Consider the following 20880-nt stretch of genomic DNA (forward strand, 5'->3'; position numbering starts at 1 on the left):
TAAATAAGGTCTGATATTACGAATGAAGCCTTCTATTGTCGCTAAACTGGAAGCATTGCAAGAACGCCATGAAGAAGTACTGGCTCACCTCGGTGATGCCGAAGTGATCGCTGATCAAGAGCGTTTCCGTGCATTATCAAAGGAATATGCTCAACTTACCGATGTAACTAGCTGTTTTAAATCCTGGAAAACAACGCAGGATGATTTACAGACAGCCGAGATGATGCTTGATGATCCTGAAATGAGGGAAATGGCGCAGGAAGAACTCAAGGACGCAAAAATTCGTAATGAAGAGTTGGAACAGCAACTCCAGTTATTGCTGTTGCCAAAAGATCCGGATGATGAGCGCAACTGTTTTCTGGAAGTGCGTGCGGGAACTGGTGGTGATGAAGCGGCAATATTTGCCGGAGATCTGTTCCGCATGTATAGCCGTTACGCCGAATCTCGTCGTTGGAAAGTAGAGATTATGAGTGCCAACGAAGGGGAACATGGCGGTTACAAAGAGGTTATCGCGAAGGTTTCTGGTGAGCAGGTTTACGGGCATTTGAAATTTGAATCAGGCGGTCATCGTGTTCAACGTGTGCCGGAAACAGAATCTCAGGGTCGTATCCATACTTCGGCCTGTACAGTAGCGGTACTGCCGGAAATTCCGGAAGCTGAATTGCCGGAAATCAGCCCAGCAGACCTGAAAATTGATACCTTCCGTTCTTCCGGTGCGGGTGGTCAGCATGTTAATACCACCGATTCCGCGATCCGAATTACCCATATTCCTACCGGAATTGTGGTGGAATGTCAGGACGAACGTTCGCAACATAAAAATAAAGCTAAAGCATTATCTGTGCTGGGTGCCCGTATTCGTGCTGCTGAAATGCAGAAACGCCAGGAAGCTGAAGCCTCTGAGCGCCGTAACCTGCTTGGCTCTGGTGACCGTTCAGATCGCAACCGGACTTATAACTTCCCGCAAGGGCGAGTGACTGACCACCGCATCAACCTGACGCTATACCGCCTTGATGAAGTTATGGAAGGTAAACTGGATATGTTGATCCAGCCAATCATTACCGAATATCAGGCTGACCAGTTATCAGCACTGTCAGAGCAGGATTAATGAATTATCAACATTGGCTGCAATACGCCGCGGCTCAGTTATCTGATAATTTGCCTGCTGATAGCAGCCCTAAGCGAGAGGCGGAGATTCTGTTAGGGCATGTGACAGGTCGCTCCCGTACCTACCTGATAGCGTTTAGCGAAACGTCCATTTCAGGAGAAGAATCCCTTCAGCTTGATGGCTTACTGGCTCGCCGACTGAAAGGTGAGCCAATCGCTTATATCGTTGGTGAGAAAGAGTTCTGGTCATTACCACTCGCAGTCTCACCCGCAACTCTGATCCCGCGGCCTGACACGGAGTGTCTGGTGGAAAAAGCACTTGAATTGTTGCCGGAAACACCGGCACAAATCCTCGATCTTGGTACGGGAACGGGCGCGATCGCTCTGGCATTGGCATCTGAAAGGCGTGATTGCCATGTCACGGGAGTCGATATTAATCCTGAAGCAGTCGCACTGGCAAAAAACAATATTGAAAAGATCAATATTGGAAAAGTCAATGGACAAGAAGCTATTCACAATGTGAATTTTTTACAAAGTGAGTGGTTTTCTGCAGTGGGTGACAGACAATTTGATATGATTGTCAGTAATCCCCCGTATATAGATGAGAATGACCCTCATCTGAAAGAAGGGGATGTTAGGTTTGAACCGGCCACTGCATTGATTGCCGCACAAAATGGTTTGGCGGATTTACAGGCAATCGTGGAACAGGCCCGCCATTTTCTATTACCGAATGGATGGCTGTTATTGGAGCATGGCTGGAAACAGGGAGCAGTTGTCAGGAACCTGTTTTTAGAGAAGGGTTATCATCAGATAGTGACTTTTCAGGATTATGGTGGTAATGAACGTATCACGGTAGGTCGATGGAATAAAAATGAAACCCATAACTAATTATGAATTCAATGATGCTCCCCTGATTGATGGTATTATTCTGGTATCAAAGGCTATTCGTCCTGATTTCCCTCAGGCATTAGTGTCAGAGCAGCTAACTGCTTTAGTCGAAGAAGCACAGCAGGCACTTTTTTCAATCAATGACCATAAAGAAAAACTGCAATCATTACTGACACTTTTTTATCAGGAGTGGAAGTTTGGTGGAGCAAATGGGGTGTACTGTCTATCGGATACTCTATGGCTGGATAGTGTAATTGCTTCCCGTCAGGGTGCACCGGTTGCACTGGGTGCGCTATTTGTGCATATCGCTCAGATGTTGGCTATTCCTATAACGCCGGTAATATTTCCGACACAGTTAATATTACGTATTGATTTGCCTGATCAACCTGCCTGGTTTATTAACCCCATGAATGGGGAAACGCTTAATGAACATATCCTTGATGTCTGGCTGAAAGGTAACATTGGCCCGACTGTCCGGCTGGAAAAGAAAGACTTACAGGAAGCCGATAACAGCAGCTTAGTACGCAAAATCACTGATACGATCAAAGTTTCTCTGATGGAAGAAAAAAAGATGGAACTGGCACTTAAAGCCAGTGAAGTGGTGCTGATGTTTGATCCGGATGACCCGTATGAAATCCGTGATCGTGGGCTTATTTATGCCCAGCTTGATTGTGATCATATTGCGGTTTCAGATCTGAGTTACTTTGTAGAACATTGTCCTGAAGACCCTATCTCAGAGATGATAAAAATGCAGATTAATTCTATAGATAGAGAACGCCGAACCATAGTGCTGCACTAACCTTACTATTGTATTGGTAGGCAGGTATTAAGTGGATGGTGGCAGAGTTATTCACACCTGATTTGGTGTTTTATTAAAATTTTTTACCCTTAACAACAGAAGGTATAAGCATGCAACAGAAAGTGGTTAATATTGGTGATATCAGGGTCGCAAATGATCTGCCATTTGTGTTGTTCGGTGGCATGAATGTCCTGGAATCACGGGATTTGGCCATGAAGATTTGTGAACACTATGTCACGGTGACACAAAAACTGGGCATTCCTTATGTTTTTAAAGCCTCTTTTGATAAGGCTAACCGCTCTTCTATCCGTTCTTACCGTGGCCCGGGTCTTGAAGAGGGAATGAAAATTTTTCAGGAACTGAAACAAACCTTCGGCGTAAAAATTATTACTGATGTACACGAACCCGCGCAAGCACAACCTGTAGCTGAAGTGGTTGATGTTATCCAGCTTCCTGCTTTTCTTGCTCGCCAGACCGATCTGGTGGAAGCGATGGCGAAAACGGGTGCAGTGATTAATGTTAAAAAACCCCAGTTTGTCAGCCCGGGGCAAATGGGCAATATCGTCGAGAAATTCAAAGAAGGCGGTAATGATCAGGTGATTTTGTGTGACCGTGGCAGCAACTTCGGTTATGACAATCTGGTTGTAGATATGCTGGGCTTCGGTGTGATGCAACAGGCAACCAACGGTTCACCGATCATTTTCGATGTGACTCATGCTTTACAGTGCCGTGACCCATTCGGTGCAGCTTCCGGCGGACGCCGCGGGCAGGTTGCTGAACTGGCTCGTGCGGGAATGGCAGTGGGTATCGCAGGTTTATTCCTTGAAGCGCACCCAGATCCGGAAAATGCAAAATGTGACGGGCCATCTGCACTGCCACTGGCAAAACTGGAAGCATTCCTGATGCAGATGAAAGCCATTGATGATGTAGTGAAAGGTTTTCCAGAGCTGGATACCAGTAAATAATTTTTGAGCTGATCGAATTTTTTGCTGAAATTGCGGTTATACCCTTCGTCTTTCAAGTTGCCTCTTTGTTGGCTGCGCTCGCTCACCCCGGTCACCGTTTTTATAAATATACGGTTATCTATGCTTCCGGGGATGAACTTCCTTGCCGTCGCGATGCAACTTGAAATCCATTGGGTATATATTTATTTATACGTTGTAACCGCATATTTTAGTTATTGATGGCTGGCTTTATCCGCTGAAACACAAATTTCAGGTGAATATTCCACTTTCATCTCTTTTAATGCCTTAGGTAAAGTAGCATAAAAACTGAGTTGCCCTGCAATGGGTGTGACTTTAGCTCTTGCCAGTGTTTTTAAAGGCTGGAAGGGGATATCACAGACAACAACCTGTTTCGACTCTTTAGCCATCTCGCGTACAAAACTCTGAAAAGCATGTAACCCGCCTGCATCCAGTACAGGAACTGCATCCCACTGCATAATGATGTTTTGATATTCAGCACTTTCTTCTTTTAATTCAGTAAAAATACGTTCAGCAGCTGCAAAGAAAAGTGGCCCGTTAATCCGAACGACCAATAACCCTTTCTCAGCATCTGTTATGGCAGAAGTACTGATACGGGTCATATTGGCGATTTTACGCATAAACAGTAGTGATGCCAGAACAATGCCGACAGTAATTGCGATCACCATATCAAACAGAACTGTCAATGACATGCATAGCAGCATCACAATAATGTCATCTCTGGGGGCATGGCGGATTAAATCCACCACTTTATGGGCTTCACTCATGTTCCAGGCCACAATAAGTAAAATAGCGGACATTGCAGCTAACGGTAAGTATGAAAGCATGGGGGCCAGAAACAGTAAAGTTAATAATACCAATAAAGAGTGAATCACTGTGGCGACAGGGGAGGTTGCTCCGGCTCGCACATTAGCTGCAGAACGGGCAATAGCGGCGGTTGCTGTGATACCACCAAAGAAGGGAGCAGCAATATTGCCTAAGCCTTGCCCGACCAACTCACTGTTAGAATGATGTTTTTTTCCTGTCATACCATCAAGAATGACCGCACACAGTAAAGATTCAATAGCGCCTAACATAGCCATTGAAAATGCAGCAGGCATTAATGCGGAAATCGTATTCCAGCTAATATCGAAAGAAGGCGAATTCGGTAAATTCCACGGCAATACAAACTGGGGCAGGATTGGCGGAATGCCCTGACCTTGTGTTCCATCCTCCAGCATATAACTGAATGAAGAGCCGATAGTAGCTACATCATGCCCCAGCAGATGCATTATTCCCATAACAGCCGTTCCGGCAGCTAAAGCGGGTAAGTGACCCGGTAACTTTAATCCCAGTTTGGGCCAGAAGATTAATATCAGAAGGGTAGTCAAGCCAATAATTGTGTCACTAAAATGAAATGAAGGAATTGCCTGAGAGAGAGTAATGACTTTATCGATATAGTTTTCCGGAACTTCGCTGATTTGCAAGCCAAAGAAATTTTGTATCTGCATGGTGGCAATCGTGATAGCAATGCCGGAAGTGAACCCAAGGGTTACAGAAAGCGGAATATATTCGATAAGACGACCAAGACGTGCCAGACCCATAACAATCAGGATAACACCGGACATGAGTGTCGCTATCAATAGGCCACTCAGGCCAAATTGTTGTGATACCGGATAAAGAATGACGACAAAAGCGGCAGTCGGCCCGGATACGCTATAACGTGAACCGCCGGTAATGGCGATAACGATACCGGCGATTGCGGCGGTATAAAGACCATACTGCGGTGCCACTCCACTCCCTATAGCCAGAGCCATTGCCAGAGGAATAGCGATAATACCCACAGTGATACCGGCAATGATATCTTTGATAAAACGGGAGAAAGAGTAAGATTCTTTCCAGCAGGCGTCAATAAATGCGCTAAAAATCCGTATTCCATTGATTTTTTTAGTATTCATTTCATGTAAGACCTAAGAATAAAATATCCCTTTATACACTTCGTCATTCAAGTTGTTTGTCGCCGCGATGTATCTTGAAATCCATTGTGTATAGTGGATTGAAATAAGAAACAGGGATAAGGATATCGCTTTAATTACCTAATAAAAGTGTTATACGTCAAAAAGTTATCTGATAGGTTAGCGTTGAATAAATAAAAATCAATCGAATGCTGTTTTTGATGCTTTTATGACTTTGTTATATTAATGTGGATATTAATTCATCGTTATAAAGAGTTTTAATAAAATAATATGAGCCAGTGAATACTGGCTCATATTATTTTCAACGATAAACACGTTTAGCAATGGAAACGGAAAAAATACCCCAGTTATCTGTTAACTGGTATAACTTCTCAAATCCGGCCGCTTCCACTAGTGCATCCATTTCACCTTGTGTGCGACGTCGCATGATCCACGGTTCATTTTCTCGGTGGCTTGAAAGAACACGAGCAATAATTTCAAGCTGCGGATGCCACGGCTGGCTGGTATATATCAGATAACCATTTTCTGTAATAGCTTCAGCAAGACCGTGCAGGGAATTTCTGACCAGATTATTATCAGAAAATAATTCATAGAGGCCTGAAACAATTCCCAGTGTTGGCGCAGGTGTTATTGAGGCTATGCTGTCAGCATCAAAAGCATTCCCGATAACAAACCGAATTTTTTCTGACAGATGGCGTTCTTCAATATAAGCCTGCCCCTGACGCACATTAATATCGCTATAATCTCTCAGTAAAACAGAATCAACTTTGCTGAATTCATTGATGGCATCAAGCACATAGCGCCCATGACCGGCAGCAATATCCACAATGTGTACTGGCATTTTTTGTTTATGCAAACAACGAATGCCCTGTCGGATCAGCGTTTCGATATGAATTTTACGTTGCCGTATACCACGCCAGCCAATGCTGTTCAGGTAGTGTTTATCCAGCAATCTCCCCCAAATTCCCTGACCTTGTGGCTGATCTCGGTAGATATAATCCAGCGTAGAACCAGAATCAAACCCTGTTGTAAGACCCAATCGTATTCCTTCTGAAGCCTTACCTAAGTGACTCTCCATGGCCTTACGTATTAATTGATAAGCGAGGTTTTTGGCACTGAAATGGGAAAGCGGCGTACTGAGTGCACGAAACTCATCGGCGGAATAGCTCCAGATATCTTGCTGCGCATAGTCATGCTGGTAACGTGGAATAGCAAAAATACGCTCCAGAAAGAGCCGGATCTTATCAAAAATAAGGTGTCGATCTTTTTCACCCAGCGTATCGTGATAGAAACCTGCCATAACATGTTTCTCTTTCATTGGGCTACTTAATTGCTGGTAGAACTGGTGCTGTGGTTTTGAGTTCACAACATAATCACTGCCTGAAATGAATAACTGAGTAGGAAGTGTAATCGCGGCGGCATCTTTAACGACACGTTCTGAGGTTTGGTAAAGCTCCAGCAAGATATTGACTGCAATCTCACGGGTAATCAGTGGATCGTTATTATAAGAGGCAATCCGGGTTTCATCGTGGGTTAAAAACTTAGCTTTTACATAGGAGTTGACGAAGAAAATCCCGCGCATTTTCTGCATCAACTTCAATCCCTGAGTGGCGAAAGGAATATACAATTTAATATCAAAAGCCGGAGCAGCAAGGATCATCGCCCGGATTTTCGGGGAGTAATCATGTACCCATGCGGACACTAACACAGCGCCGACACTCTGACCAATTACTACGATATTTTCCATCGCAATATCATATTCAGCGGCAATAAACCGGACAAACTCATCTACATCACGAATTGATGTGCCGACTGACGGACTGTAGCCACGTGCTCCTTTTGTCAGACCGTGACCACGGGCATCCCACGCAAAGAAAGCAAAATCAGGCAGATTGAGTTCATCAACAATATGCTGGACGCGTCCGGAGTGTTCATGACCACGGTGAAAAATAATAATCGCTTTTTCTGCTTTAATTTGTTGCTGTGGCCAGTGACGATAAAACAGAGATACATCATCAGATGTAGTGAAGTAGTGTTCTTCAGCAATACGTTGTTTGAATAGTTGTGACATTATGGAGGCCTTATCTGGACTGGGATTGTTCAATTTGCCTGATCTCATACAGGGCTTTGACAACCCGCTGATAGCAAGTCATTAAGAGTAAGATAGCGATAAAAGGAAACAGATAACTATTCCAACTTAAAGCCGAAGGAAAAATGGCAATAATTAACCCATAAGCACCAAAAACAAAAGCACGGTCACTTTTTCCCATCGGGCCATCATAGCGTCGTGATGCGCCAATGGATTGCGTTAATACGCCAATAAACTCGGTTAAAATGGTAAGAAATAGAATTATCAGCAAGCTGATATTGTTGACACCGAGTAAAAAACAGAAGGGAAGATAGAGGGCAACATCAGAAATAATATCCCCTAACTCATTATAAATAGCGCCTAAATGAGATTTTTGGTTATGTTCCCGCGCCAGCATTCCATCAATTGCGTTCAGTGCCATACGAATAAACAGAAAAACAGGCAGTATCCAATATAGGGAAGATGTGGGAAATAAACTTAATAATAAACCGATAAAAAGTGATAAAAACAGAGCGGATAATGTGACTTGATTGGCTGTATATCCCAGATGATGAAGACGAATGACGATAGGCCGTAACAGGTTCTGAAAACGGGGTTTTAGATCATATATAGTCATTATTTCCCTAGATCCGTTAGAGGTAAAAATATCAGTGTTATTAATGTATCATGTGATGTCAAATATTATGTGCAGAAAAACATACTGATATACTATTCATTTTTCAGGTTACTTTTCAGTGAGTAACCGACAAATGGTGTAACTCATTCAAATGATATAGAGCACATTCGCCTGCTTGGGCGTGAGTTGTCAACCCAGCTTTTACCTTACGATATCTTTATTACTCCTACGCTGGCATAACTACCGCGTCCCACAAGGTATTATGATATGTCGGAGAAGGATATCGACCGTTGCAATGCCAAATGGACAGATTCAGTGTTTGCTTACCCTTTCAATATTTCCGGTCAGTCAGCTATTTCATGGATCTCATATCTTGTTTTCGGCGCATATATTCACCAATATCCTCACAGATTCATTTGAGTTCACTCCAATAATTAACCTATGATTTATCAAATGAATAAACAAATTGGATGAGGATGGAACATTGTCCAGAGCACAGCGTTTGTTATCTTTGATTGAAATATTGCGTAGCTATCACTTTCCTGTGCAGGGAAAAGTATTAGCCCAGAAGATGAATATCAGCTTAAGAACGCTTTATCGGGATATTGCCACTTTACAGGAACAGGGGGCAATTATTGAGGGGGAGCCGGGTGTGGGGTATGTCTTAAGACCCGGTTTTGTTTTGCCACCTTTGATGTTTACCCAGAATGAAATCGAAGCGCTGGCATTAGGTGCCAATTGGGTGGCGAAACGTGCAGATCCACAATTGAGGGAAGCGGCAAAAGGTGTTGTCAATAAAATTGCTGCGGTTATCCCAACAGAATTGAAGCAACTTCTGGAGAGCAGCTCTTTGTTAGTCGGGCCAGCGGCAGCAGCTACTCAGCTAGTGATCGATATTTCATCAATCCGGCAGGCAATTCGTGCCAGACGTAAAGTTACTTTGACTTACCGGGACTTAAAAGAACAGGATTCCGAAAGGACTATCTGGCCATTTGCATTAGGGTATTTTGAAAATGTCAGTATTGTGATTGGCTGGTGTGAATTGCGGGGAGAATTCCGCCATTTTCGGTCTGACAGAATCCTGAGTCTGCATGTTGAAAAACAGTGTTACCCCCGATCAAGGCAATCTTTACTGAAAGAGTGGAGGGAATTTAAGAAAATACCTCACTGATTAAGTCAGGCTACTGACAGAAACTGTCACTTGGTGTTGATACCTTACAACTATTCTAAGTAAGCCCAGACAATAGTTGGAGGTATTTCATGTTAGTTTTGTCTTTTTCTACCCCAGTAAAAGCTGAACCATCCCATATTTGGGCTCATTATGTTGATTTTGAGTTAAGGAAGAAATGGGAAACTGATCTTGAATCTTTGCAATTTGAAGGTGAGGTAAAAACAGGGCAATACGGAAAAATGGTGTTAAGGGGAAAGCCAGAAATTCGATTCTACCTTTCAAATATTGAAATTAATAAAGAATTCACTGATCAAGTTAGTCTTCCGCATATAGGGACTTTAATTTTTTCTCATCAAATTATTCCACATGAGAACAATATGGAATATCTGATTAAGGCAACGGTATCACTTATGCCTGATTCTAATGTGCCTGCTATTCAGGTTCAGAGTTTTTTTAAACAAGTCACACATGATTTAGTTGAGACAGTATTAAGGCTGAAATCTACTGTTGAAACCTATTAAGTATGAAAAATACTGATCAGGGAAAATCAAATAACATCAGTCTTTTATTTAAATACAAATAAAAAATTTTGATAAAATTAATATGAGGTTAATATGGAAAAAATAACTGCTAAACCTAATCTTCAGCTTGTCTATGTTTCTGATATAGAACGTTCGACATCCTTTTATACTAAAATCTTTAATTCTGAACCGGTTTTTGCTGGCCAACGTTACGTTGCATTTTCTGCGGGTGCTGAAGCTTTATTTTCCATTTGGTCAGGAGGCCCGAAACCTGATTTAAATACTTCCCGGTTTTCCGAAATTGGCATCATGTTACCAAACAGTGAAGATATCGATAAATTATTTGTAAAATGGCAACAGGAACTAAAAATTAAAGTATTACAGGTACCTCATACCGAAGTATTTGGCCGGACGTTTGTTGTTGAAGATCCTGATGGTCATATGATTCGGGTTTGTTTATTGGATTAAGACGACAAAATAGAAAGCCCATTGAGGAACAATTATAATAAGAGTCTATATGGTTAGGCTCTTTTAAAAGTAATAGGACTCAGTGAGGAAAGATATGTCAATCCTGATGATTATCAAAGATACACCGGTATGGGTTTGGATCTTATTTGTTTTTTTGGTTCTCCGTGGCATTAAAGCATTAGACGACAGGGAAATGACGGTGAGTCGTCTATTTTTATTGCCAATCGTGTTTTTCATCTGGGCAGTTTATGCTGTACTACATGAAACGGTTTTTCAGGGTTCGGCATTATTGGCGCTTGTTGTGGGGATATTGGCAGGTATTGCAATAGGCTGGAAATTATGGAGTACTCAGCCACGCTTAAGACAAAAGCCGGACAGCGATTTAATTATCCGTTCAGGCACTCCTTTAACCTTGATTTTTATTCTGATCATATTTTGCGTTAAATTCATTATTTCCGCCACGGCAGCAATACATCCAGCGCTAACACACTCTTTTAGCTTTAATTTATTATTTGGTTTTGCCAGTGGTTTGTTAGATGGTGTTTTCTGGGGAGGAACACTGAATCTCTATATCCCTTATTATAAGGATCGGCAGAAAAGAAGAGTTGAATAAAAATAAAAAATGGAGTTTTGACCGGTATAAAATCAAAAAGCCCCGTTATTTTAACGAGGCATCATATCTATATGATTTATTCAACTGATATTAAATTATGGCGGTGAGGGAGGGATTCGAACCCTCGATACGTTTTCACGTATACACACTTTCCAGGCGTGCTCCTTCAACCACTCGGACACCTCACCGTTTTTTAATTTTTCAGTTGATTACAAAATATGGCGGTGAGGGAGGGATTCGAACCCTCGATACACTTTCGCGTATACACACTTTCCAGGCGTGCTCCTTCAGCCACTCGGACACCTCACCATATTTTGTTATTTCAGCGATTCTGTTTGTATTCGTCGCTGCAACGGGGCGCTACTATAGGGAAAAGCAGCGCAGGCGTCAACAGGCTTATCACGATTTTTTCGCGCTTTTTGATTGATTAGACAAATAAAAAACAATTTGCATACGTGATAAACATTTATAGCACTTTTGAAGCTGTTTTTAATCAAAGCTCTGATGGTTTTTTGTCATTTAGGGGGCTGATGCTAAGCGCCGGGCAGCTTCAACAACAGAAGCCCGACGTCTGGCATGTTCTTGCTGGCTATCTGAGCCAGTGAGCATACGTGCTACCTGAGGTACTGCTGACCACCATCCGGCTAGGGACAATATCAAGAATGCCAGATATTGGATTACCGGGCATGTTTGCGGCACTGTTAGTTGGAATGTTAGCTCGCAGAATAAGTATGCCTGCTATTGCTATCTTTGGTTATATTACTGCTGCTGTCGGGTTGTCACTGGAAGCTATATTGTCACAATCCCTGATTGGCATTGCTATTGGTAGTCTAGTTTTTGTTATTGGCATCGCCCTTGCTATTCCTGCGATGATCACGCAGTTTGGTTCTCTATCAGCACCCAATCGAGGTGCAGGAATGGCGCTTAATGGATTCATTCTATTTATTGGTGCCAGTATCGGGCCATTAATTGCGGCAGAAATATCTCATTTTGGCATATTACTATCTGTGTTTGTCGTCATGCTTCTTTTGGGAGCTATCTGCGTGGCTGGTAGCGCGTCAATTACTGCAATGCTGAAAAGACCATAAAAATAGCATTACTGCTAAAATAATCTTCAGTACACGAAAAACAGCAGGAATATAAATTGATTCAATTCAATTGAATAGTAGATATTGGTGAGCGAACGTACGATGTTCAGCTATGTTTTTCTTGACATTTCACCTTTCGGCAATAGTTTTAATCTATTAAAAAATAAAAAGGGATAAGATTATATGAATATCATTTTTTTTAGTCCTGCGTCTGATGCCGATAAGTGGGTTCAAGGAATAACTGAACGTTTACCTGATGCTAAAGTGAGAAAGTGGGCTAAGGGAGATAACGCTCCCGCAGATTATGCCCTTGTTTGGCATCCTCCCTATGAAATGTTGACTGAGCGCTCAGATCTTAAGGGAATATTCTCTCTGGGCGCTGGTGTTGATTCTATTCTTCAGCAAGAGTTGGAAAACCCCGGAGCTTTGCCAGCGAATGTCCCGTTAATTCGCCTCGAAGATACGGGAATGGGGTATCAGATGCAGGAATATGCAGTGAGTGCAGTGTTACATTATTTCCGGCGAATGGATGAGTATAAACGTAATCAGGAGCAGCGCATTTGGCAGCCATTATCTCCTCACGATCGAAAAGAATTTGTTATCGGTGTACTGGGTGCCGGGGTTTTGGGGCGCTGTGTGATTGAGAAATTGGCAGAGTTTAATTTTACGGTACGTTGTTGGAGTAGGACTCCAAAAGAACTGACCGGCGTTGAAAATTTTTATGGTGAAGAACAACTTGGAGAGTTCCTTTCTGACTGTAAGGTATTAATTAACTTACTTCCCAGCACGTCTGAAACCCGCGGTGTGTTAAACCTTTCGGCATTTAGTCAATTAAAAGAAGGTTCATATATCATCAACATAGCGAGAGGTTCTCATCTTGTTGAACAGGATTTACTGACTGCCATTGATAAAGGATATGTTGCCGGCGCAACACTTGATGTCTTCGCTGAAGAGCCGCTGTCAAATATGCACCCATTCTGGACTCATCCCCGTATCACTATTACGCCGCATATTGCTGCAAACACCATCCCGGAACAGGCTATGGACGCTATTTGTCAGAATATCCGGAGAATGGAGCAGGGACAAACACCAACTGGCCTTGTGGATATATCGCTTGGCTATTAATAAGCTGCTTTACAGCATGGCGGATGATTAGCAAAATAACGCCATTTGAATGAGTCGTTATTTTAAATTATTGGGATTTAATGAAGTCATGAATGAATTTTCTATTGTCTGCCGCATTTTAGGCACCCTGTTTAACCGCGCACCGCAAGATCCTATCTTACAGCCTCTGATGAACATGATTGCTGAAGGTAAATTAAAGCAGGCATGGCCTTTAGAACAGGATGAGTTATTGGTTCGCCTACAACAAAATAGCGATTTATCTGTAATAGAATCAGACTATCAGGCGTTGTTTGTCGGGGAGACTGCTAAGGTTGCCATTTGCCGCTCTGATTATACTGATGGAACAGAAAATGAAGTGCGTCAGTTCCTGAGCGAGCGGGGTATGCCATTATCTGATACAGCAGCCGATCAGTTTGGCTCTTTATTACTGGCTGCGTCATGGTTGGAAGATCAGGCGGCAGAAGATGAAGTTCAGGCTCAGATAACATTATTCGATGAATATTTATTGCCGTGGTGTGGGCAGTTCCTTGGAAAAGTTGAAGCTCATGCTGTCAGTGGTTTTTATCGGATTCTGGCTATGATTACCCGTGAGGCATTACAGGCACTACGTGAGGAGCTGGAAGCTGAGTGACATTGTCACTTAGCTGAGGCTAATTGCGTTAATTATCGATAAAATAAGGGCAAATTATTTATGAATAATTTGCCCTTATTATTTCAATGACAATAAAAATTATTTATCAGTTAACCCAATAACCAGTTTTCCAGGCTTAATTTCCAGTCCCTTAGCGAATTTTGCCGCTGCTGCTTCGGACTTGCTTTTTTCCGGATTGAGAACATAAACCGGATGAGTATCAAAAAACTCAGTTAGCGAGGTATTCAGATAAGGAATCAACGCCTTGATCGGCCCGGCTACTTTTTCAGGGGTAGTTTGATAATCGATAATTTCCAGCCCTTTAACAAAAATAGCCCCTTTTTCTGCATCAAATACAGGCTTGGCCCTGATAGCCAATGTCATATCTGCCTGTGTTGAACCAAATAATGTTGAAATTTCAACTTTTCCCTTGCTGGTCAGGATGATTTTTTCCGGATCCTGACGGCCTATCTGACTACTTAAATTTCCCAGAGAAACGTTGAAATTTGCTATGCCAGCAATCCCAATCTCTTTCTGATAATGTACTTTCTTTAATAAATAATCATTGAGCAAACTTTCACTGATGCTGAGATCTTTAAACTGGCCGCAACCACTGAGTAAACCAATCAGCACTAATGCTGCCCCTAATAAAAATTTTTTCATGCCGGCTCCTATATTTATTTTTGCTGGGCAGATTCTACACCATTATTCATATTGTTAATGTCTACTAATGGTTACTGGTTCGATTTTTTTCTGATTAAATTGGCGATGAAGAGCATAAATGGTGAACAAGCCGATTAATCCTAATAAAACCCACGGCAATTGAGGCATATTCAATGCATGGCCGGTATCGTAAAGCCAGCCGCCACCGGTATAGCCCAATACACCACCGAGCGCCAGCCCTAATCGACTGAATCCCATATAACTGCCACGGGCTCTTGGGTCCGCCAGACCAGCGCTGAGGGTTTCCCGGGCAGGCTCTGCCGTAACAGTTCCTAAGTAAAACAGGGCAATAAGGGCAAAAAGCAGGTGTAATTGGTTAATCCAGCCGATAGGAAACATGCAAAGGCTCATTAAAAATAAGCCTATCATCAGGCGCTGTTCCATGCGGAAATGTTTTTCACTCCACCGGGCGATAGGGTAAAGCAATGTCAGGGAAATAACCGCTTCGATAGCATACATCCATTTTACGGCTGTGTGGCTGCCGGACATTTCATGGATAATAATCGGGAACATCAGCATCACTTGTACTGATAAAATAAAATACCCTGTCAGGGTCAGCACATAATAAAAGAAGCGGCGATCTTTAATAACCCGCATCATACCTTCTTTGATGGGGGTGCGGATTGTTGAGATACGATATGCAGGTAACAACCAGGCATTTGCAATAGCAGCCAGAACGAAAATCCCGGCGCCTATCCAGCACACCATATTGAAATTGTATTGTAATAACCAGCTTCCTATCAGTGCACCAATCACAGCGCCTGCGCTGTCTTGCATCAATAACAGTGAATAGAAACGACCGCGTTCATGTGGGCGGGTTAGTTTAATGACCAGCGCAGCCCGTGGTGGATCGAACAATGTTCCGCCCAAACCAGATAAAATACAGGAAAAGATTAATATCCACGGTTCAGAAGCTATTGCCATCAAAGCGAAGCCTAATGCACGCAGTAACATTCCGCAGACAATCATCGGCTTGGCACCAAATTTATCAGCAATGGCGCCACCAAAAATGCCCAGCCCTTGCTGAACAAACTGGCGAGTCCCCAGAGCGAGCCCGACAATAACGGCCGCCCAACCCATTTGTTCGACGAAATGGATCGAAATTAATGGAAAAACAACGAAAAATCCAAGAACAACCAATAAGTTATCAAGTAATAAAAAATATTTACCTAAACTACGGGCCTGTGAAACCAATGACATTTCGCACCATCAATATATGAGAAAATAAAAATGAAATTTCTATTATTCTGTACGCAATCCTATTTTTAAGATAGAGGATTTATATATGATATTTTTTTATCGTAAAACAATGATATTGACTTCTATTAGCTATAAATTATTGAGTATCTTTTTAAAATAAATATCGGGAGAAGGCATGTTTGGTTATCGGTCTACATCGCCTAAAGTTCGTTTTATTACGGACAGGATGATCGTCCGTCTGGTATATGAGCGTGATGCTTATCGTTTGGCTGAATATTATTCAGAAAATAAAGATTTTCTTAAACCGTGGGAGCCGATAAGAGATCGGAGTTTTTACCAACCTTCGGGCTGGACGAATAAGCTGAGTTATGTTGCCGAATTACAACGGCAAAATGCGACATTTAATTTTGTGTTGTTGGATCCTAATGAGAACGAAATTTTAGGTGTGGCAAATTTTACCAATGTTGTACGTGGTGCATTTCACTCCTGCTATCTGGGTTATTCGCTGGCGGAAAAATTGCAAGGGCAGGGGCTTATGTATGAAGCATTGCAGCCGGCTCTTCGTTATATGCAAAATCACCAGAAAATGCACCGGATTATGGCTAACTATATGCCGCATAACCAACGAAGTGGAAATTTGCTTAAGAAACTGAATTTTGAGCAGGAAGGGTATGCAAAAAAATACTTAATGATAGATGGTGTCTGGCAGGATCATGTTCTGACGGCATTAACCAACAATGATTGGTGAACGGGAAAGAGCATACAGGGTTAAAAATAATTAATAAAAAGGAGATAGCCAATGTAGGCAGGGTTTTTGTCTGTTAAACTTTGCCTATCAGTGCTATCTCATCGGATCATATTCGGTTCCATTTTAAGCATATCTGATGACGTTGCTTTACGCTTTCACGCTCATTTCATAGAAATATACTTATTAAACAATATCATGAACTTACTAAAATCACTGGCAGCCGTCAGTTCAATGACGATGTTTTCCCGCGTTCTGGGTTTCATCCGTGATGCTATTATTGCCCGTATATTTGGTGCAGGCGTAGCAACAGACGCCTTCTTTGTTGCGTTCAAGTTACCTAATCTATTACGTCGTATTTTTGCTGAGGGGGCTTTTTCACAGGCTTTTGTTCCCATTCTTGCCGAATACAAAAATCAGCAGGGGGATGAAGCAACTCGAACCTTTATCGCCTATGTGTCGGGTATGCTGACGTTGATCTTAGCGATTGTTACTGTAATTGGAATAATTGCTGCGCCGTGGGTTATTTATGTAACCGCGCCGGGCTTTGCTGATACACCGGATAAGTTTACGTTGACTCGTGATTTACTCAGAATCACATTCCCTTATATTTTCTTGATCTCTTTGGCATCTTTGGCGGGGGCAATCCTGAATACATGGAACCGTTTTTCAGTACCTGCTTTTGCACCAACGTTGCTTAATGTCAGCATGATCTTCTTTGCGTTGGTCGTGGCGCCTTACTGTAACCCTCCCGTGATGGCGCTTGGATGGGCTGTGGTTGCTGGTGGTATTTTACAACTGGCTTACCAGCTCCCTCATCTGAAAAAAATAGGTATGTTAGTGCTGCCTCGGGTTTCTTTCCGCGATAGCGGTGTATGGCGTGTTATTCGCCAGATGGGACCGGCTATTTTGGGGGTATCAGTCAGCCAGATTTCTTTGATTATCAATACGATTTTTGCTTCATTTTTGGTTTCCGGCTCTGTTTCATGGATGTATTACGCAGATCGATTAATGGAATTACCTTCTGGTGTCTTAGGGGTTGCATTAGGAACGATTTTATTGCCTTCATTGGCGAAAAGTTTTTCCAGTGGTAATCATGATGAATACCGGAAACTGATGGATTGGGGGCTACGTCTTTGCTTTTTACTGGCATTGCCTTGTGCTGTGGCATTGGGGATTTTGGCTGAACCATTAACAGTATCACTGTTTCAGTATGGTAATTTTTCTGCTTTTGATGCAGCCATGACACAACGGGCATTGATTGCCTACTGCTTCGGCTTAATGGGGTTGATCGTTGTTAAAGTTCTGGCTCCCGGTTTTTATTCCCGTCAGGATATTAAAACACCGGTCAAGATTGCGATTGCAACCCTGATTTTAACTCAGTTAATGAACCTTGCTTTTATCGGTCCTCTGAAACATGCAGGATTAGCCCTTTCCATTGGTTTAGCTGCTTGTTTCAATGCCGTGATGCTGTACTGGCAATTGCGTAAACGTGAGATATTTAAACCATTAGCAGGATGGGGAGTATTCTTGCTTAAATTGCTGGTGGCCATTGCAGTTATGGTTGGCGTTTTGCTGGTAATGCTATGGTTCATGCCGAACTGGGAGCAGGGTAATATGGCAATGCGTTTGTTAAGATTGATGGCTGTTGTAGTTGCCGGGGCAGGCAGTTATTTTGCTGCATTAGCTTTATTGGGATTCCGGTTAAAGGATTTCGCACATCGGGGATTACAGTGATTATTTAATCTACTAGTGTGTTTAAATATCCCGCCGCAAACGGCGGGATATTTTTATAGTTCGATTACATCCGCTCTACAGTCTGAATCCCCAGAGTATCCAGACCCTGCTTCAGGGTTTTTGCCGTCAGCAATGCCAGTTTCAGTCGGCTTTGACGCAACTCTTCATTTTCCGCATTCAGGATTGGGCAGTGTTCGTAGAAACCGGAGAACAGGCCAGCCAGATCATACAGGTAAGCACACATCACATGTGGTGTCCCTTCACGAGCTACTGTTGTGATTGTTTCTTCAAATTGCAGAAGACGGGTAGCCAGCGTTTGCTCGCGTTCTTCATTCAGTACAACAGGCAGTGTCAGGCTGCTTTCATCGATTTCAGCGCGTTTGAAAATAGAGGAGACACGGGTATATGCATACTGCATATAAGGAGCAGTGTTGCCATCAAAGGCCAGCATATTATCCCAGTCAAATACATAGTCTGTTGTGCGGCTCTTGGAGAGATCAGCGTATTTTACTGCGCCGATACCAACTGCCTCAATAACTTTTTTAAGCTCATCTTCCGGCATATCCGGGTTTTTTTCACGGATAAGTGCATCGGCACGTTCAATGGCTTCATCCAGCAGGTCGGCTAATTTCACTGTACCGCCTGCGCGGGTTTTGAATGGTTTGCCATCTTTGCCCAGCATCATGCCGAACATGTGATGTTCCAGTGTCATGGATTCAGGGATGTAACCGGCTTTGCGTACAATCGACCAAGCCTGTATTAAATGTTGGTGCTGGCGTGAATCGATGTAGTAAAGCACACGGTCTGCATTCAGGACTTCATGGCGGTATTTGGCACAGGCGATATCTGTTGTTGTATAGAGGTAGCCACCATCTTTTTTCTGGATGATAACGCCCATCGGTTCGCCTTCTTTATTTTTGAATTCGTCAAGGTAAACCACAGTTGCGCCATCGCTTTCAACAGCTATGCCACGTTGTTTCAGGTCAGCAACGATCCCCGGCAGCATATCGTTATAAAGGCTTTCACCCATCACGTCTTTTTCGGTCAGCGTGACATTCAGGCGGTCATAAGTTGCCTGATTCTGTGACATGGTTATTTCAACCAATTTACGCCACATATTGCGGCAATATTCATCACCGCCTTGTAGTTTTACAACATAGCCGCGGGCGCGAATGGCAAATTCTTCGTCTTCGTCGTAATTTTTCTTGGCGGCGCGATAAAATTCTTCCAAATCTTCTAATGCCATATCACTGGCATTTTCATTCTGTACTTTTTCCAGATAGGCGATCAGCATGCCGAACTGAGTACCCCAGTCGCCAAGGTGGTTAGCACGAATAACTTTATGGCCGAGGAATTCAAGGGTACGCGCTGCAGCATCACCGATGATGGTTGAGCGGATATGACCAATATGCATCTGTTTAGCGACATTAGGCGCAGAATAATCGATAACGATAGTTTGTGGCTCGACAGGGGATACCCCCAGTTTTTCTGCTGTCAGCGCGTTTTCTACATTTGTGGCAACCCATGTTTTATCAAGGAAGATATTGATAAAACCCGGGCCCGCGATTTCGACTTTGCTGGCAATTCCTTGCAGATCCAGCAAATTGACAACTTTTTCTGCCAGTTGTCGTGGAGGCATACCAACTTTTTTCGCTGCCGCCATGACACCATTTGCTTGATAGTCACCAAATTGAGCTTTTGCAGATTGACGAACGTGAGCCTCACTATCGGCTGGAGCACCAGCTGCAATCAGCGCACTACTGATTTTTTCTGAAAGAATAGCCTGTATATTCACAGTGTTACCTTAAATTACGTACCAAAACTACACATTTTTATAATGCAGCATTTTCTGGCATGCGGGTTATGAGAAAATAACGGGGTTTATACCATATTCAATACCCTGCATGCTACTATCAGCCCCGGTTGGCAGGGGGACTTTTTGTTTTTGCCACTTCTTTTGGTGGATTCTTCGTCGAGGAAAGATATCTGATAGCATCATTAATCTCTGATATGAAGAAAAGCTGGTTATTTTGATGACTTTCCACAACAAAAGCACTTAGAATCTAGTTCAGTAACCTTTATACACTTCATCTTTCAAGTTGCCTCTTTGTTGGTTGCGCTCGCTCACCCCAGTCACATAGTTATCTATGCTCCCGGGGATTACTGAGAGGCTCCTGCCTCTCACCGGAGGCCAGCCTTTGGCTGGGCAAATTCGTTCCCGACAAATTTGTCTCTCCCTTGCCGCCGTGACGCATCTTGAAATCCATTGTGTATATCTTCATTTAGTTACTCCAGTCTTAATTATATATTTTGACGCGATGCTCGACTTTTATGATGAGTTGAAATGACATAGCCGCTCCTTTATAACTTTAAGTCGCCAAACTGAGAGAAATAAAGGAATAAAGGCTATGTCACATCAAGATT

At 42.8% G+C, this 20880-nt stretch carries 20 protein-coding genes and 2 tRNA genes; 13 read left to right on the forward strand and 9 right to left on the reverse strand.

The window, feature by feature from the left end; all coding sequences use genetic code 11:
• Positions 1-22: 22 nt before the first annotated feature.
• The 4 genes from prfA (at position 23) to kdsA (ending at position 3756) form a co-directional block, all read left to right on the forward strand.
• Complete coding sequence (gene prfA, locus AACX68_RS19150; RefSeq protein ID WP_228858227.1) at positions 23-1105, forward strand: peptide chain release factor 1; 1083 nt, start codon at positions 23-25, stop codon at positions 1103-1105.
• A complete protein-coding gene (gene prmC, locus AACX68_RS19155) occupies positions 1105-1992 on the forward strand; it encodes a peptide chain release factor N(5)-glutamine methyltransferase (protein WP_228858228.1) in 888 nt (295 codons plus the stop codon). The genes prfA and prmC overlap by 1 nt, the downstream gene beginning before the upstream one ends.
• A complete protein-coding gene (sirB1, locus tag AACX68_RS19160) occupies positions 1976-2791 on the forward strand; it encodes an invasion regulator SirB1 (RefSeq protein WP_228858229.1) in 816 nt (271 codons plus the stop codon). Before prmC ends, sirB1 begins: the two co-directional genes overlap by 17 nt.
• Before the next feature lie 110 nt (positions 2792-2901).
• On the forward strand, positions 2902-3756 hold the full coding sequence (gene kdsA, locus AACX68_RS19165) for a 3-deoxy-8-phosphooctulonate synthase (protein WP_228858230.1): 855 nt from the start codon (positions 2902-2904) through the stop codon (positions 3754-3756).
• Positions 3757-3968: 212 nt separating this feature from the next.
• Here kdsA and dauA read toward each other — a convergent pair whose 3' ends face one another.
• From dauA to AACX68_RS19180, 3 genes are all read right to left on the reverse strand, one after another.
• The gene (gene dauA, locus AACX68_RS19170; protein ID WP_228858231.1) at positions 3969-5711 is read right to left on the reverse strand and encodes a C4-dicarboxylic acid transporter DauA; all 1743 of its coding nucleotides are present in this window, start codon (positions 5709-5711) and stop codon (positions 3969-3971) included.
• A gap of 319 nt (positions 5712-6030) precedes the next feature.
• Positions 6031-7800 carry a bifunctional alpha/beta hydrolase/class I SAM-dependent methyltransferase gene (locus tag AACX68_RS19175; protein ID WP_228858232.1) on the reverse strand — a complete coding sequence of 590 codons (1770 nt, stop codon included), beginning with the start codon at positions 7798-7800 and terminating at the stop codon, positions 6031-6033.
• A 10-nt stretch (positions 7801-7810) separates the two neighbouring features.
• Complete coding sequence (locus AACX68_RS19180; protein WP_228858233.1) at positions 7811-8434, reverse strand: CDP-alcohol phosphatidyltransferase family protein; 624 nt, start codon at positions 8432-8434, stop codon at positions 7811-7813.
• Positions 8435-8918: 484 nt separating this feature from the next.
• Here AACX68_RS19180 and AACX68_RS19185 point away from each other — a divergent pair, with 484 nt between their 5' ends.
• The 4 genes from AACX68_RS19185 to AACX68_RS19200 all read left to right on the forward strand — a co-directional run bounded on the left by AACX68_RS19185 (position 8919) and on the right by AACX68_RS19200 (position 11207).
• The gene (locus tag AACX68_RS19185; RefSeq protein ID WP_228858234.1) at positions 8919-9605 is read left to right on the forward strand and encodes a helix-turn-helix transcriptional regulator; all 687 of its coding nucleotides are present in this window, start codon (positions 8919-8921) and stop codon (positions 9603-9605) included.
• Positions 9606-9694: 89 nt separating this feature from the next.
• On the forward strand, positions 9695-10126 hold the full coding sequence (locus tag AACX68_RS19190; protein ID WP_228858235.1) for a hypothetical protein: 432 nt from the start codon (positions 9695-9697) through the stop codon (positions 10124-10126).
• Between the two features lie 93 nt (positions 10127-10219).
• A complete protein-coding gene (locus tag AACX68_RS19195) occupies positions 10220-10594 on the forward strand; it encodes a VOC family protein (protein WP_228858236.1) in 375 nt (124 codons plus the stop codon).
• Positions 10595-10688: 94 nt separating this feature from the next.
• On the forward strand, positions 10689-11207 hold the full coding sequence (locus AACX68_RS19200) for a DUF6622 family protein (RefSeq protein WP_228858237.1): 519 nt from the start codon (positions 10689-10691) through the stop codon (positions 11205-11207).
• Positions 11208-11305: 98 nt separating this feature from the next.
• Here the strand turns inward: AACX68_RS19200 and AACX68_RS19205 are convergent.
• The 3 genes from AACX68_RS19205 to AACX68_RS19215 form a co-directional block, all read right to left on the reverse strand.
• Positions 11306-11395: transfer RNA gene (locus AACX68_RS19205), tRNA-Ser, on the reverse strand.
• A gap of 31 nt (positions 11396-11426) precedes the next feature.
• Positions 11427-11516 (reverse strand) — tRNA-Ser (locus tag AACX68_RS19210).
• Between the two features lie 210 nt (positions 11517-11726).
• Complete coding sequence (locus AACX68_RS19215; RefSeq protein WP_228858238.1) at positions 11727-11867, reverse strand: hypothetical protein; 141 nt, start codon at positions 11865-11867, stop codon at positions 11727-11729.
• On the opposite strand from AACX68_RS19215, the gene AACX68_RS19220 reads away from it, so the two are divergent.
• The 3 genes from AACX68_RS19220 (at position 11819) to AACX68_RS19230 (ending at position 14051) form a co-directional block, all read left to right on the forward strand.
• The gene (locus AACX68_RS19220) at positions 11819-12295 is read left to right on the forward strand and encodes a hypothetical protein (protein ID WP_228858245.1); all 477 of its coding nucleotides are present in this window, start codon (positions 11819-11821) and stop codon (positions 12293-12295) included. The genes AACX68_RS19215 and AACX68_RS19220 overlap by 49 nt on opposite strands.
• A gap of 183 nt (positions 12296-12478) precedes the next feature.
• A complete protein-coding gene (gene ghrA / locus AACX68_RS19225; protein WP_228858239.1) occupies positions 12479-13420 on the forward strand; it encodes a glyoxylate/hydroxypyruvate reductase GhrA in 942 nt (313 codons plus the stop codon).
• An 88-nt stretch (positions 13421-13508) separates the two neighbouring features.
• The gene (locus AACX68_RS19230; protein WP_228858240.1) at positions 13509-14051 is read left to right on the forward strand and encodes a TorD/DmsD family molecular chaperone; all 543 of its coding nucleotides are present in this window, start codon (positions 13509-13511) and stop codon (positions 14049-14051) included.
• Positions 14052-14150: 99 nt separating this feature from the next.
• On the opposite strand, the gene AACX68_RS19235 is transcribed toward AACX68_RS19230, so the two are convergent.
• The gene (locus AACX68_RS19235; RefSeq protein WP_228858241.1) at positions 14151-14714 is read right to left on the reverse strand and encodes a lipoprotein; all 564 of its coding nucleotides are present in this window, start codon (positions 14712-14714) and stop codon (positions 14151-14153) included.
• 54 nt (positions 14715-14768) lie between these two features.
• Complete coding sequence (gene mdtH / locus AACX68_RS19240; RefSeq protein WP_228858242.1) at positions 14769-15974, reverse strand: multidrug efflux MFS transporter MdtH; 1206 nt, start codon at positions 15972-15974, stop codon at positions 14769-14771.
• 175 nt (positions 15975-16149) lie between these two features.
• On the opposite strand from mdtH, the gene rimJ reads away from it, so the two are divergent.
• Positions 16150-16722, forward strand: a complete 573-nt coding sequence (gene rimJ, locus AACX68_RS19245; protein ID WP_099110178.1) for a ribosomal protein S5-alanine N-acetyltransferase — start codon at positions 16150-16152, stop codon at positions 16720-16722.
• Positions 16723-16917: 195 nt separating this feature from the next.
• Positions 16918-18456, forward strand: coding sequence for a murein biosynthesis integral membrane protein MurJ (gene murJ, locus AACX68_RS19250; protein WP_228858243.1), 1539 nt, complete (start codon positions 16918-16920; stop codon positions 18454-18456).
• A gap of 64 nt (positions 18457-18520) precedes the next feature.
• Here the strand turns inward: murJ and argS are convergent, their stop codons facing one another.
• Positions 18521-20251 (reverse strand): arginine--tRNA ligase, encoded by a 1731-nt coding sequence (gene argS / locus AACX68_RS19255; protein WP_228858244.1) that lies wholly within the window; start codon positions 20249-20251, stop codon positions 18521-18523.
• Between the last annotated feature and the right edge of the window lie 629 nt (positions 20252-20880).

Origin of the sequence: Xenorhabdus sp. PB61.4 (assembly GCF_963894935.1) — a bacterium.
Lineage (GTDB): Bacteria > Pseudomonadota > Gammaproteobacteria > Enterobacterales > Enterobacteriaceae > Xenorhabdus > Xenorhabdus stockiae.

Bases quoted from the DNA above. Each gene is read 5' to 3' on its own strand.
- prfA (WP_228858227.1), top strand. From the start codon at position 23: ATGAAGCCTTCTATTGTCGCTAAACTGGAAGCATTGCAAGAACGCCAT.
- prmC (WP_228858228.1), top strand. From the start codon at position 1,105: ATGAATTATCAACATTGGCTGCAATACGCCGCGGCTCAGTTATCTGAT.
- sirB1 (WP_228858229.1), top strand. From the start codon at position 1,976: ATGAAACCCATAACTAATTATGAATTCAATGATGCTCCCCTGATTGAT.
- kdsA (WP_228858230.1), top strand. From the start codon at position 2,902: ATGCAACAGAAAGTGGTTAATATTGGTGATATCAGGGTCGCAAATGAT.
- dauA (WP_228858231.1), bottom strand. From the start codon at position 5,711: ATGAATACTAAAAAAATCAATGGAATACGGATTTTTAGCGCATTTATT.
- AACX68_RS19175 (WP_228858232.1), bottom strand. From the start codon at position 7,800: ATGTCACAACTATTCAAACAACGTATTGCTGAAGAACACTACTTCACT.
- AACX68_RS19180 (WP_228858233.1), bottom strand. From the start codon at position 8,434: ATGACTATATATGATCTAAAACCCCGTTTTCAGAACCTGTTACGGCCT.
- AACX68_RS19190 (WP_228858235.1), top strand. From the start codon at position 9,695: ATGTTAGTTTTGTCTTTTTCTACCCCAGTAAAAGCTGAACCATCCCAT.
- AACX68_RS19195 (WP_228858236.1), top strand. From the start codon at position 10,220: ATGGAAAAAATAACTGCTAAACCTAATCTTCAGCTTGTCTATGTTTCT.
- AACX68_RS19200 (WP_228858237.1), top strand. From the start codon at position 10,689: ATGTCAATCCTGATGATTATCAAAGATACACCGGTATGGGTTTGGATC.
- ghrA (WP_228858239.1), top strand. From the start codon at position 12,479: ATGAATATCATTTTTTTTAGTCCTGCGTCTGATGCCGATAAGTGGGTT.
- AACX68_RS19230 (WP_228858240.1), top strand. From the start codon at position 13,509: ATGAATGAATTTTCTATTGTCTGCCGCATTTTAGGCACCCTGTTTAAC.
- AACX68_RS19235 (WP_228858241.1), bottom strand. From the start codon at position 14,714: ATGAAAAAATTTTTATTAGGGGCAGCATTAGTGCTGATTGGTTTACTC.
- mdtH (WP_228858242.1), bottom strand. From the start codon at position 15,974: ATGTCATTGGTTTCACAGGCCCGTAGTTTAGGTAAATATTTTTTATTA.
- rimJ (WP_099110178.1), top strand. From the start codon at position 16,150: ATGTTTGGTTATCGGTCTACATCGCCTAAAGTTCGTTTTATTACGGAC.
- murJ (WP_228858243.1), top strand. From the start codon at position 16,918: ATGAACTTACTAAAATCACTGGCAGCCGTCAGTTCAATGACGATGTTT.